Raw genomic sequence first — 13,028 nt, 5'->3', positions numbered from 1 at the left:
AGAGGGGCAGAACTCGTGAGAAACACATAAAAAAATGGCACTTCTGTGAAGTTGTATTTTACAAACAGTATTTAGCACAAGTCGTTAGGTAACCAAAATTATACAAAATTTTCAGGTAAAAAGCAAATTAAATCCATATTATTAAGACACAATTTTTAGGCAAAACATTACATCACCTGAAGAAAGGATTTATCAGATTTTCTATAGAGTTCACGTTATTTTATTTCTATTTTGCGTTTTTTATTTGACAAAATTTTGAAATTTTTTAATAATTATAAAGCGTATCGGACGTTAGAAGTCTGAGACATGGATACCCTTGTCTCAAAATCTTAACCTCCAAAAACAAAAAAGGAGAGAATATTTAGGAGGGATAACAATGATTAGAGTGTTTGTTTCTACATTTTGTATTGTTCTACTGTTAGGCGTTTTATTACTTACTATACCAGCGAATGCGCAGCGAGATGAAGCGACAGTCGCTGCGAACTGGAGTTTCAACGATGGAAGTGCTAAAGATACCTCAAAGAAAGGGTTAGATGGCAATTTCACCGGCAAACCGCAAGCCGTTGATGGGATCGCCGGAAAGGCGTTAAAGTTCAACGGTAAAAGCGATGGTATCAAATTTCCAGATTCCGTGGACATCAATACGGGTGGACCTTATACCAACCGGACAGTTGCTGCGTTGTTCTATTGTGATAATGCAAAAATTGACGATCGGAAGCAGGTAATTTTTGAAGAAGGTGGAGCCACACGAGGCTTAATACTCTATGTGCATGGCGGTAAAGTCTACGCTGGCGGTTGGAATCGCGCCGAATACAACTGGAACGGTGCCTGGCCCTCAGCGGACATTAAGTCAAAGCAGTGGTACCACGTCGGTTTGGTAATTCGCGACGCCAGGGACAAGGTCGAGAGCAAGAAGTTTGAAATGTGGGTGGATGGCAAACGCATTGCCCAAGAAAAGGGTGGACAACTCCATGCCCACGGGGACGATATTGGTGTCGGTCATCTCAACCAGAACACCGTCTATCATGATGGCGGTGGCGGCGGGCAAACCGATGTTGACTGGTTCGGGGGTCTCATCGACGAAGTGCTTGTCTACGGATCCGCTTTTGACGAGGGAGATTTCGCAGACCTCGCAGCACCTTTGAGCGTCGAGCCGCAGGGCAAATTCACAACAACTTGGGCAACTCTGAAAGCCCAACGGACTGAAAAGTAGTCTCAATCTTACAAATTGAGGTTCAACACTAACAATCTATAAAGGAGATTTGCCATAATGGTAAAACATCGTTTTATTTTTCTATTGAGTGTCTTCCTCATGATTATTGCTGCAGCCACTTATGCAGCAAAAGATGAAGCAACTGTCGAAGGGAAATGGAGTCTTGAAGACCTTGATGCTGTCGATACCTCTGGAAAAGGGTTAGATGGAACAGTTGTGGGGGACCCTGAGATTGTTAACGGGGTTGTCGGTTCAGCTTTACTTTTTGACGGCATAGACGATGGGGTTCATCTTCCCAGTGACGAAGGTATTAATACGATCGCACAACCTAATTTCTACACAGATCGGACGATCGCCTGTTATTTCAACTGTACTGATGTGGATATCGCTGATCATAAGCAGGTGCTCTATGAGGAAGGCGGTACAGCGCGCGGCTTTAATCTCTATGTGTTCGACGGTGAAGTCTATATAGGCGCGTGGAACAAAGAAGAATACGGTTGGGAGGGTGCGTGGCCCTCCGTCTCAGTAGAATCGGGGGTATGGTATCACGTGGCTCTGGTGTTACGCGACACCACAAATGAGATCGAATCCGACAAACTCGAGATGTGGGTTAATGGTGAAAGGGTTGCCAGCGAAGACGGCGGTGCACTTTTTGGGCATGGTGCTGCTATCGGTATCGGTAAGGTCAATGGTGACACCGTTTTTCACAACGATGAACTCATTTCAGGCACTGATGTCCACTACTTTGGTGGTAGCGTAGATGAGGTGATTGTCTACAATTCCGCTTTCGACGAAGCCGATTTGGCGGAGTATGCATCCGCAGTCGTAAGCGTTGAACCGCAAGATAAATTCACCACCACGTGGGCGGCAATCAAGGCACAACGCACATTGCAATAATATTGATTGATAATTGTGTGTTCCTGTAGGGCGAGGTCTCTGTATCTCAGCCCTACCGTGCTTTTTAAGGAGATAAAATATGCTGGGTGCGATTATCGGAGACATTGTTGGATCAATCTACGAGCCGAAGGATCGTCGGATTAAAACCAAAGACTTTCCTTTTTTCGGTGAGGACTGCCGTTTCACAGATGATTCGGTCTGCACGACTGCTGTCGCCGACGCGCTTTTACACAATCTTCCACCAGCCGAGACAATGCGGAAGTGGGGAAAGCGGTATCCGAAGTGCGGTTTCAGTCAGATATTTAAAAACTGGATTTACGCTGAGGCGGATGCACCCAACTGCACTTTTCGCAACGGTGCGGCGATGCGCGTCTCACCCGCGGCGTTTCTGAACCGAGATGATTTGGATGCGGCACTCGTCGCTGCTGACAACGTAACCGTTATCAGCCACGATCATCCTGAAGGGATAAAAGGCGCGCGGGCAACAACCCACGCCATCTATCTCGCCTTCCGAGGCGAAGGTCCTACAGGCATTCGCAAGGTTATCACTGCCGAGTACGGCTACGATCTGACACAAACGGTGGACAACATCCGTCCCGCTTATGATTTCGATATGACGTGTCAAGGCACAGTCCCACAAGCCGTCACGTGTGCTTTAGAATCAGAAGGTTATGAAGACGCAGTGCGCAACGCCGTCTCTCTCGGTGGTGATTCCGATACCCTCGGTTCGATTGCGGGTGGTATCGCAGAAGCACTACACGGTATCCCCGACGAAATTAAAGAAGAGTCAAAAGTCCGCTATCTCGCCAAAGCACCCGACATGCTTGAAATCATCTCGGAGATGTATCGAACATCGGATGGAAGGGAAAATTAAACGCGAAAATCAGGTTTCCTGTAACGAAGTGGAGGGGTTTTGCTTGCGGGTTTCTTCAACGCCTAAGAAAAGAACGCTAAAGTTCGAATCCGCGTCGTTTAACCGCAAGGTAAAATTAAAAAATGGATGCACTCGCGTTTAATACCATTTTGAAGCGTGATAGGTTCTACCGCCGCCGTGTTTTAGAATGTACCCCGTCAATCGCGATCATAACGTGTCTCGTCTTCTTTTTTTCCCACATTTCATTTCCCGCGCTACCCGCAGAATCTCCTCTCCATTTCGCAGATGTCACCGATAGTGCCGGTATCAACTTTACGCACGCCAACGGGGCGACAGGTGAGTTTCACCTGCCTGAGACCCTCGGTGCCGGTGGTGCATTCCTCGATTATGATAATGATGGTAACCTTGATCTTTATCTCGTCAATAGTGCCGCTCCAAGCGCGCTTTTCCGAAATAACGGCGACGGCACTTTCACGGATGTTACTGCGTCCGCTAAAGTCAACAATCGGGGGAGCTATGGACACGGTGTCGCTTGCGGAGATGTCGACAATGACGGTTACGTGGACATTTATGTAACCAATTTTCGTGCGAACCGGCTGTATCATAACAACGGCGACGGGACTTTCAGGGATATTACCGCTCAAGCAGGTGTAGGTGATACCCGTTGGAGCAGTAGCGCGACTTTCTTCGATTACGACGGCGATGGCTATCTCGATCTCTACGTCGTTAACTACGTCAACTACAGATTAGATGGATCCGCGCCTATCTGTTTGGAAAATCCGGTATTCCGTGAAACCGAGAAGGTTCGTGGTTATTGTCACCCGAAGCACTTTGAAGGATCACCCGATAGACTCTACCGAAACAACGGCGACGGCACTTTTACCGATACTACAGATGTCGCCAATATTCGGGATCCGGGGGGCATGTTTCTTGGTAAAGGATTAGGGGTTGTTGCGGCAGACTTTGATACTGACGGCAATCCCGACCTTTACGTCGCTAACGATGACACGCCGAATTATCTCTTCTACAACAAAGGGGATGGGACGTTTGCCGAAATTGCTATCCTCACAGGTTGTGCTTACAGCGCGGACGGCGTAGCCCAAGCCGGTATGGGTGTTGATGCGAGAGATTACAACGGCGATGGATATCTTGATCTCTTCGTCACCAATTTCTCCTACGAGACAAACACCCTCTATCGGAATAACGGAGACGGGACGTTTACCGATGTCAGTTATAAGGCGGGGCTCGGTGAAGAAAGTTACCTCTTTTTAGGGTTCGGAACCGGATTCTTCGATCCTGATAACAATGGCTCCCTTGATATTTTTGTCGCGAACGGTCATATCTTCCCAACTGTTGAGCAGACCACAGATGTTCTCTCATACAAACAACCGAATCAACTCTACTGGAACCAAGACGATGGGACGTTTGTCGAGATGCAATTTGAAGGTCAGGATTCCGTCAGTCGTGGGACTCTTTTCGGTGATTATGACAACGACGGCGACACAGACCTTCTTGTCACGCAGTTGAATGGGAAAGTGGCACTCCTCCGAAACGAGAACCGGACTGCCAACAACTATCTGCGTCTCAAACTGATCGGTACCCGAAGCAATCGTGATGGTATCGGAGCCCGCGTTACATTGACACTCGGGGCTGAATCCCAAACGCGTGAAGTTCGCCGAGGATACAGTTATCTCAGTAGCAACGATCCAAGGTTGCTCTTTGGACTTGGCGCGCGGACGCTTGTAGATAAACTTCAGATTCGCTGGCAAAGTGGTGTTGTGCAGACATTGGGAAACCTCGCCGTGAATCAGGAATTCGTAGTGACCGAACCTCTTTTAGATAATTAACATCCCCCAACGCCAGACCAAACGTGTCAATTTCTCGTGCCAGTTTTGCACATAGGCTGCCAAAGTGGCACAGGAGTGGCATCCTATCCACAATTCTGTCAAATTTCAGTATAGAGACAGCAATGGCATAAATCTTGCTACTTATATTATCAGGTAGTTATCAGTTATCAGTAAAGAGGTTTTCTTAAACCCAAAGCGTGTAGCCTGCAACACCGGCGCAGGGTTTTTGCTTGGGTGTTTCCCCTAGGTCTACGGAGAGGCAGATGAAAGTTCAAACCCACCTCACCGAACCGCAAGGAAAATTAAAAAACCTGCAACATCGGCGCAGGGTGTTTTTGCTTGGGTATTTCTGCGTATTGCTTGGGTGTTTCCCCTAGGTCTACGCAAAGGCACTTCAAAGATCCAACCCGCCTTACCGAACCGCAAGGAAAAATTAAAAATGAGATTTGATAGATTTACAATTAAAGCACAAGAAGCACTCGAAACGGCACAAAGTTTAGCGACAGACACCCAAAGCCCTGAACTTGGGGTTGAGCATCTGATGTTGGCTCTCATCAGGCAGACAGATGGGATCGTCACACCGATTCTTCAGAAGTTGGGAGTCGATACTGCGAGAATTACGTCAGCAATTGAAACCACTGTTCAAAAAGCACCGAAAGTCCAAGGCACAGCGGCTGAAATGCGGATTGCCCCTGCGCTACAATCCGTTCTGGATACCGGCTTCAAAGTAGCAACGACCCTCAAGGACGAATATGTCAGCACGGAACATCTCCTGATCGCGTGTGCTGAGACGAAACAGAGCGAAGTCGGTAAAATCCTTCGGGAAGCGGGTGTAACAAAGGATAAGATACTCAAGGCACTCGTCGATATTCGAGGGACGCAGCGGGTAACCGATCAGAACCCCGAGGATAAATATCAGGCACTCACTCGGTTTGGAAGGGAACTCACCCAAGAAGCGATTTCGGGGAAACTCGATCCAGTTATCGGACGGGATGATGAAATCCGGCGCGTGATGCAAGTGCTCTCCCGCAGGCGAAAAAACAATCCCGTCTTGATCGGTGAACCGGGTGTCGGGAAAACAGCGATCGTAGAGGGGTTAGCCCAACGTATCGCTGATGGTGATGTCCCAGAAAGCCTCCGCGATAAACGGCTTATCGCTCTCGATTTAGGGGCACTCATCGCTGGTAGTAAGTATCGTGGCGAATTTGAGGATAGACTCAAAGCCGTGCTTACCGATGTGGAACAGGCAGAAGGGCAGGTCGTGCTTTTTATCGATGAACTCCATACCATCGTCGGTGCAGGCGCAGCGGAAGGTGCTGTGGACGCTTCAAATATGCTCAAACCCGCACTGGCACGCGGCGAACTCCGGTGTATAGGCGCGACCACCCTTGACGAATATCGCAAACACATTGAGAAGGATGCCGCCTTGGAACGCCGATTCCAACCCGTGCAGGTTGAAGAACCGTCGGTTGAGGACACGATTGCCATTCTTCGGGGTTTGAAGGAACGTTATGAGACGCATCACGGTGTCCAAATTCAAGACAGTGCCATTGTCGCGGCTGCGACCCTCTCAAAACGTTATATTTCTGAACGGTTCTTACCGGATAAAGCCGTAGATTTAGTAGATGAAGCCGCGTCGCGGCTGCGAATTGAGATTGACAGTGTGCCGGAGGAGATTGATGAGGTGGAGCGTCGGATTATCCAACTCCAAATTGAGCAACAGGCACTGGAGAAAGAGGAGGACGGTGCTTCACAACAACGGCTTGAAAAACTGCGGGCTGAGCTTGCAGAACTCAAAGAGAGTGCAAACGCGCTCAAAGCCGCATGGCAGAACGAAAAAGCGAATTTGACGCAGATCGGCGAGTTGATGGAACAGATTGAAACGCTCCGTATTGCGTCAGAACAAGCCAAACGCGCGGGCAATCTTGGGCGGGCATCAGAGATTGAATACGGTAAGATACCGGAATTGGAATCACGGCTCAAAGCCGTCCAAGAAACTTTGGAAACGGATGCCCAAGGCACCCAGATGCTGAAGGAGCGCGTGCGTGCGGAAGACATCGCTGAAATTGTAGCGAAGTGGACCGGTATTCCTGTTTCTCGACTCATGGAAGGTGAGACTCAGAAACTCCTCAACATGGAGGAACGTCTACGCGAACAGGTGATTGGACAAGATGAGGCGGTCAGTGCCGTCTCTCATGCGATTCGACGGGCTCGTGTCGGTCTCGGTGATCCTGATCGACCCCTCGGTTCTTTCCTTTTCATGGGACCGACCGGTGTCGGTAAAACGCATCTCGCCAAATCGCTCGCCGAATTTCTGTTTGACGATGCGAACGCTATGGTGCGTATTGATATGAGCGAGTATATGGAGAAACACACCGTCTCCCGATTGATCGGGGCACCCCCGGGATACGTCGGCTACGATGAAGGCGGTCAACTCACCGAAGCCATCCGACGACACCCTTACTGTGTCATCCTGCTCGATGAAGTTGAGAAGGCACACCCGGAGGTATTCAATGTTTTGCTTCAGATGCTTGATGACGGTAGAATGACGGACGGACAAGGACGCACTGTCGACTTCAAGAACACGGTTGTCATCATGACCTCTAACATCGGGAGCCAGTGGATTAGCGACGCACTGTTGGACACAAAAGAGATGCGTCGGAAGGTGATGGACGCGGTCCAAGCGCATTTCCCACCTGAATTTCTGAACCGTATTGACGATCTGATTATCTTTGACCGTCTCGGTATCGAAGAATTGAAACGGATTGTCGCGCTTGAACTCACGCAACTCAGTCACCGTTTCTCGGAGAAGGAGATGGCACTGACGCTTTCTGAATCTGCCAAAGAAGCACTGGTGAAACGCGGATTCGATCCAGTTTACGGGGCACGTCCGCTCCGACGAACCATCCAGCGGGATATTCTGAACCCGTTAGCGATCCAGATGCTGGAGGGCATTTTCCACGATGGCGACACAATTGCCGTTGATTTTGAAGATGGAGCGTTCGTCTTCCGGAAAGCGTAATCTAACTGCTATCGGGTGAGGTCTTTATGCCTCACCCGCTTTATAAATTTAGGACTTCTGTCGTTTACGCATTTTCTTGCAGTCTTTGGTTCGTAGTTGCGCAATTCATTGCACTTTCCTCGGGAGCAGCCTCTCAATGTCAGTATAGACTCTAAATGCGTGTCTGTCCTGAAAGTTTTACGTAAATCCACCCGCTCTAAAAGCCGAGAAATCAATTTGACACAGACAGCGTTTTCATGGTATCCTTTAGCATAAAATGGAAAAGAAAGATATAAGAGAACACACTGCTGAGGGAAGAGAAATGAGACGTTTTGGCACCCAAGGTCCCGTGCATCCATCGGAAAACTACTTCGTCCGACGCACAGAGAAGATTAACGATTTCATCAGCCGCATCAAAGAGGGTCGATATATCGTTATTTTCGCGCCGCGTCAAACAGGTAAAACGACCTTTTTCCAGCAGGCCTTCGATAAACTCATAACAGAAGCACCAACCTACTTTCCAATTCCGCTGAATTTTGATGTGTATAAAAATCTCTCATCTCCGGCTTTCTATGAACATCTCTACCAGCAGATTCGCCAGAGCATTGAGCAGCTCTGTCAAAAGCGCGGTGCTACACTTTCCGAAAATTTAGCACAATTCTTGGCAAACACAACACTCACCGATCATCTTTCAATGTTGGAATTCTTTAGGGAACTCGCAAGTTTTCTGAACGCCGAGTCTGGCGAACAGAAGGTTGTCATTGTTATCGACGAATTTGATGGTATTCCTCAAGCAGTTCTGAGCGATTTTCTTCACACCCTTCGCCATATCTACATTGCCGGTAAACCGCGATGCCCACACAGCGTCAGCATCATCGGTGTTAAGAGTATTACCCAACTCAACTATGATCGCTCCATCTCGCCATTCAACATCCAAGACGAGTTTGATTTGCCAAATTTCACACGTGAAGAGGTAGAAGAACTCCTTGGACAATATACAACTGAAGTCGGACAAGCCTTCGCCCCCGAAGTTATTACATCTATCTACAAACAAACTGGGGGGCAACCCGTACTTGTCAACCGTCTTGCGCAGATACTCACAGAAGAGATGGACATCCCGAAAACCCAACCGATTACTATGTCGCACTTTACGACAGCACACACCCAACTGCTGCGAGGCAGAAACACTAACATAGAGCATTTGACAACCAATATGCGCAAGGACCCGCGCTTTGAAAAAATTCTCATGCGAATTACAGCATACGAGGATGGACTTGATTTCAATCTACACGATGAACTCCTTAATGAACTTGCCACTTACGGTGTCATTTCTGAAGGGGTGGACCGCATGTGCGAAATCGCCAACCCGATTTATCTATATTCCATCCTACGCGCCTTTAAACCGACAGTGAACGGGTTAGAAGAGGTATACTTCCCTGAAGACAACATCACAGGTTTCCAGACTTACCTCACAGACACCGGACAGATTGCCATGCAACCGTTACTGGATAATTTTTCTAACTTTATCGCGCGCGCGGGTTTCCGGATTCTGCAAGTGCCGCAAACGCCGCAAGAATCTGTCGGAAGACATCTCCTGCTCACCTATCTTGACCAGTTTGTTCAAATAGTGGGCGGTAACATGCTCCTTGAAGTGCAAACAGGCCGCGGTAGAATAGATTTATGCATCCTCCACAACCAACGAAAATACATCGTTGAGACCAAGATTTGGAGAGGTGAGAACCGTTATCAAGCAGGCAAAAGGCAACTCGCGGCGTATCTCAAGTTGGAGAAGGCACTCGAAGGATACTACGTCGTCTTTGACCACCGCGATATCCCAGAGCCCCGGATAGAGACAGAGACAGTCGAAGGTGTCACGATCCGGAGTTACGTCATTCCAGTGATACAAAAAAAGCCCTCAGATAGGAGGAACCTATAATGCTTAAACACATCATAGATCCCGAAGTTGAAGAATACGAGGATGTCTACAATGACCATGAATACTTCGCAGCCCAAGAGATGCAGCAACGAGAGGGAATGCTCTTAAAGCAGGGCAAAGAATTCAAAGCCTCCGTCTGGCTAACAGATGAAGATGTCGAGGTTTTGATAAAACTTGCTGAGGAACGCGGTATGCTCCCGGGTAAACTGATTGACGAATGGATTTATGAGCGTATTAATGAAGCGTTAGACCGCTGGACCTAACCTTCAATCAGAAAATGCAACGCGTCTGTAGATGTCTTGTAAGGGGAGTTTACATCCGATGGAATTGAGTAGTAGCACATCTTCATGTCCGTGAAACTCGGTCTGCACCCACTGTGTCTTGAGAAGGCGATACTGTTCGACGCGAATTCTGTCCTGTGAAACGAGGATGTATTCTTGCAGGGATGCAAGTTCTTGATAGTGCGCAAATTTGTCACCTCTGTCATACATTTCCGTCGACGGTGAAAGCACCTCTACAACAAGAATTGGGTTAAGAAGCGTATCAAAGACGTTATCCTCAAATTCGGGTTCACCACAGAAAACGACGACATCCGGGTAAAAATAGGCACCTTTCGGGCTGGTCTTCACGCGCATATCGTTGCTAATGACCTGACACTTGTGTCCCCTCAGTTGGATATTCAGTTCAGTGAGTATATCTGCTGTGAGGAGTGTATGCGCGAGACTTGCGCCGGACATTGCAAGTATTTCTCCGTTAATATATTCACTTTTCAGTGTTGCCTTCCGTTCCGAGACGAGGTATTCCTCGGGGGTAAAGATGGTTTCTGCTGCGAGAGATGACATGCGTGCCTCCGTGAATTCGTTTGACGAACTTCGAGTTCTTACTGTTAGATTATAGCATGTGATCGATCAAAATTTCAACAAATTGCAAAATCAATTTGACACAAGCAAAGTTTTCATAGTACCTTTTAGTCAGAATGCCGCAAGCGATCGGCGCACAAAAGCACCAGTTTCAAGCCATATCTGCAGCAGAACGGAGAAATCAACAATGAACCCCGCAAATTGGACAGAAGCCGATTCACGCAATGCCAAACGCCTCTGGGCGGAATACCAGAAACAGCACGATATTACTGAACGGATTGGACAGACCGCCGGCATCGATCCAAAAAGCGGGCGGATTTGGTTCGGAGACTCCATTTCGGAGATCGTGAAACATCGGCGAGCTGAAGGAATGACTTCTCCCCTTTTCTTTGAACTCGTCGGCTTTAAAGCCTATTTTCGGAAGGGCGGGCATCAATGATACATGGTACGGTGTCGAATAGAGGCGTACCAATGATCACCCTCTTTATCGCCGGACAAGAGTGGGCAGCGACGATTGACACAGGTTTTAATGGAGATCTGGAATTGCCTGAAGCCCTACGAAGTGTTTTGAAACCTGAATATGTCGGAAAAGTGACTTCTTCATTAGCTGGCGGACAAACAATTGAGGAGGACGTTTATTTGGTCGATTTCCAGTTTGATGGCCAGATCGTTCAAGCAAGAGCAACTTTCGTGGCCAATGGTGAGATTCTTATAGGGACCCATTTGCTACGGGAATATCGCCTACAGATTGATTTTGTCAGGCGAACCGTTGTATTGGAACGGGATCTCATTATTGAAGCATCGATCGATTAGCCCTCCGGACATTATATGTGTCGTAGCGCGGTCCCATTTCCTTTTTTCTTCTAACCGGGCATTATGTGTATACTTTTAAAAAGGGGAGATTCTATATGTCTCATCGCCATAAGGTTTTCGTAAGTTATCATCATAAGAACGATCAAAAGTATAAAGATCTGTTTGGCGAATTATTTTCAGAGGTTCACGACATCATGGAGTCGAGATCCGTCCAAGATGATGATATCGATCCCAACACCAAGACAGAAACTGTCCGTCAAATAATCCGGGACGATTACCTCCAAGATTCGACGGTGACGGTGGTTTTGATTGGTACAGAAACGTGGAAAAGAAAACACGTAGATTGGGAAATATCGGCGAGCATCAGTCACACAAAAGCGAGTGACCGTTCTGGACTTATCGGTATTTTCTTACCTACCCATCCCGATTATGGTAAGGCTGAACCCAATCCTTACATCATGCCTCCACGTCTGTATCGTAATGTAGAATGTGGTTTTGCAAAGTTGTACACTTGGATATCTAACCCTCAGCACGTACAGGCGTGGATACATAAGGCCTTCAAGCGGAGAAAACAGAAGAATCTTAATCCCCACAATTCCGATCCGCTGTTTGGCAAAAACCGTACTGGAGATAGTTGGCAAAAATGAAATTCTCAAATTGGGTTGAAAAATGGGGAATGACTTCTCTGAAGATCACACCTCCTTTCCTACAAATGGAGTGGACCCCAAAAGCAGCTGACAAAAACGCTGCATGGGCACTCTATATCGAATTGTTAACACGGATTACCGCACAACCGTTACCCGTTGAATATGGCGATGAAAAAACGGCCTTAGATAGCGTCTATTCACTGTTTGTAACCACGAGAGAAGTTATCAGAGAATACGGGCCAGAGTGTATTAACTTCACAAAAATCGCGATTGTTGTTCTTAATCAAGTTGTTCGCCCATTTACTGCAAAGTGGCATCGGAAAAGTCTGGCAGGCGACCTTGAGGACGAAACGGAACGTGCCGTTTTCCGCCAAGAACTCACCGCGCTGCAGGAGGAGTTACGCAAGTATTCTCGAATGTTAGCGGATATCGCTGAGGTTGAGGATTTAACTGAGATTGAAGATACAAATAGTGGATAAATATTAATGATTCATGTCGATTCGTAATTTTGCTCAAAAAATTTAACTTGTATAAAGATTGAAAATGTGGTAACTTTAATATATCATTGCTTTGAAGTTGATCACCGAAACTTGAAAATGAATTAGGAGAATTTAGAAGTGGAGATAAAAGACGAAGCCCAGACTGTAGATATATTATTCTCAGGAAGTAGGAAGCAATATAAAATTCCTATTTATCAACGGCGTTACGTTTGGAATCGAAAGAATTGGGATAACCTCTGGATCGATGTTAAACATAGGTCATCTAATGGGCTTTTTACCGGCATCATTGTGACACGCCTACAAGACGATCCAGGTGATTTAGAAATCTATGATGTCATTGATGGGCAGCAGCGTCTTACAACTTTTCAAATTATTCTTTGCGTCATTAGGTAGTGTTTACATTCTAAAAGTATTGACATTTGGTATCGGGTTTCGTATAC

Annotated in this window: 13 protein-coding genes; 12 read left to right on the top strand and 1 reads right to left on the bottom strand. The window is 47.2% G+C overall.

From position 1 onward, the window contains the following. Positions 1-376: 376 nt before the first annotated feature. From F4X88_10355 to F4X88_10325, 7 genes are all read left to right on the top strand, one after another. On the top strand, positions 377-1,213 hold the full coding sequence (locus F4X88_10355) for a LamG domain-containing protein (protein MYA56686.1): 837 nt from the start codon (positions 377-379) through the stop codon (positions 1,211-1,213). A 57-nt stretch (positions 1,214-1,270) separates the two neighbouring features. After that, positions 1,271-2,110: a LamG domain-containing protein gene (locus F4X88_10350; protein ID MYA56685.1), complete on the top strand. Its 840-nt coding sequence runs from the start codon at positions 1,271-1,273 to the stop codon at positions 2,108-2,110. 79 nt (positions 2,111-2,189) lie between these two features. Continuing rightward, entirely contained in the window at positions 2,190-2,984 is a 795-nt protein-coding gene (locus tag F4X88_10345) for an ADP-ribosylglycohydrolase family protein (GenBank protein MYA56684.1), read from the top strand. Positions 2,985-3,106: 122 nt separating this feature from the next. Further along, complete coding sequence (locus tag F4X88_10340) at positions 3,107-4,831, top strand: CRTAC1 family protein (GenBank protein MYA56683.1); 1,725 nt, start codon at positions 3,107-3,109, stop codon at positions 4,829-4,831. A gap of 439 nt (positions 4,832-5,270) precedes the next feature. Further along, entirely contained in the window at positions 5,271-7,853 is a 2,583-nt protein-coding gene (clpB, locus tag F4X88_10335; GenBank protein MYA56682.1) for an ATP-dependent chaperone ClpB, read from the top strand. A gap of 256 nt (positions 7,854-8,109) precedes the next feature. Next, the gene (locus F4X88_10330; protein ID MYA56681.1) at positions 8,110-9,768 is read left to right on the top strand and encodes an AAA family ATPase; all 1,659 of its coding nucleotides are present in this window, start codon (positions 8,110-8,112) and stop codon (positions 9,766-9,768) included. Further along, positions 9,768-10,031: a hypothetical protein gene (locus tag F4X88_10325; protein MYA56680.1), complete on the top strand. Its 264-nt coding sequence runs from the start codon at positions 9,768-9,770 to the stop codon at positions 10,029-10,031. The genes F4X88_10330 and F4X88_10325 overlap by 1 nt, the downstream gene beginning before the upstream one ends. 3 nt (positions 10,032-10,034) lie before the next feature. Here the strand turns inward: F4X88_10325 and F4X88_10320 are convergent, their stop codons facing one another. Continuing rightward, a complete protein-coding gene (locus tag F4X88_10320) occupies positions 10,035-10,610 on the bottom strand; it encodes a Uma2 family endonuclease (protein MYA56679.1) in 576 nt (191 codons plus the stop codon). A 205-nt stretch (positions 10,611-10,815) separates the two neighbouring features. On the opposite strand from F4X88_10320, the gene F4X88_10315 reads away from it, so the two are divergent. From F4X88_10315 to F4X88_10295, 5 genes are all read left to right on the top strand, one after another. Next, on the top strand, positions 10,816-11,067 hold the full coding sequence (locus tag F4X88_10315) for a hypothetical protein (GenBank protein ID MYA56678.1): 252 nt from the start codon (positions 10,816-10,818) through the stop codon (positions 11,065-11,067). A gap of 32 nt (positions 11,068-11,099) precedes the next feature. Then, entirely contained in the window at positions 11,100-11,441 is a 342-nt protein-coding gene (locus F4X88_10310; protein MYA56677.1) for a hypothetical protein, read from the top strand. Between the two features lie 95 nt (positions 11,442-11,536). Further along, positions 11,537-12,088 (top strand): hypothetical protein, encoded by a 552-nt coding sequence (locus tag F4X88_10305; protein ID MYA56676.1) that lies wholly within the window; start codon positions 11,537-11,539, stop codon positions 12,086-12,088. After that, a complete protein-coding gene (locus tag F4X88_10300; GenBank protein MYA56675.1) occupies positions 12,085-12,567 on the top strand; it encodes a hypothetical protein in 483 nt (160 codons plus the stop codon). Before F4X88_10305 ends, F4X88_10300 begins: the two co-directional genes overlap by 4 nt. A gap of 138 nt (positions 12,568-12,705) precedes the next feature. Beyond that, the gene (locus F4X88_10295) at positions 12,706-12,981 is read left to right on the top strand and encodes a DUF262 domain-containing protein (protein ID MYA56674.1); all 276 of its coding nucleotides are present in this window, start codon (positions 12,706-12,708) and stop codon (positions 12,979-12,981) included. The last annotated feature ends 47 nt before the right edge of the window (positions 12,982-13,028 follow it).

It is taken from the genome of Candidatus Poribacteria bacterium (assembly GCA_009839745.1).
Taxonomy (GTDB): domain Bacteria; phylum Poribacteria; class WGA-4E; order WGA-4E; family WGA-3G; genus WGA-3G.
The sequence above is the reverse complement of the archived record's forward strand: the minus strand, read 5'-3'. Positions and strand labels throughout refer to the sequence as shown.

Bases quoted from the DNA above. Each gene is read 5' to 3' on its own strand.
- F4X88_10355 (MYA56686.1), top strand. From the start codon at position 377: ATGATTAGAGTGTTTGTTTCTACATTTTGTATTGTTCTACTGTTAGGC.
- F4X88_10350 (MYA56685.1), top strand. From the start codon at position 1,271: ATGGTAAAACATCGTTTTATTTTTCTATTGAGTGTCTTCCTCATGATT.
- F4X88_10345 (MYA56684.1), top strand. From the start codon at position 2,190: ATGCTGGGTGCGATTATCGGAGACATTGTTGGATCAATCTACGAGCCG.
- F4X88_10340 (MYA56683.1), top strand. From the start codon at position 3,107: ATGGATGCACTCGCGTTTAATACCATTTTGAAGCGTGATAGGTTCTAC.
- clpB (MYA56682.1), top strand. From the start codon at position 5,271: ATGAGATTTGATAGATTTACAATTAAAGCACAAGAAGCACTCGAAACG.
- F4X88_10330 (MYA56681.1), top strand. From the start codon at position 8,110: ATGGAAAAGAAAGATATAAGAGAACACACTGCTGAGGGAAGAGAAATG.
- F4X88_10325 (MYA56680.1), top strand. From the start codon at position 9,768: ATGCTTAAACACATCATAGATCCCGAAGTTGAAGAATACGAGGATGTC.
- F4X88_10320 (MYA56679.1), bottom strand. From the start codon at position 10,610: ATGTCATCTCTCGCAGCAGAAACCATCTTTACCCCCGAGGAATACCTC.
- F4X88_10315 (MYA56678.1), top strand. From the start codon at position 10,816: ATGAACCCCGCAAATTGGACAGAAGCCGATTCACGCAATGCCAAACGC.
- F4X88_10310 (MYA56677.1), top strand. From the start codon at position 11,100: ATGATCACCCTCTTTATCGCCGGACAAGAGTGGGCAGCGACGATTGAC.
- F4X88_10305 (MYA56676.1), top strand. From the start codon at position 11,537: ATGTCTCATCGCCATAAGGTTTTCGTAAGTTATCATCATAAGAACGAT.
- F4X88_10300 (MYA56675.1), top strand. From the start codon at position 12,085: ATGAAATTCTCAAATTGGGTTGAAAAATGGGGAATGACTTCTCTGAAG.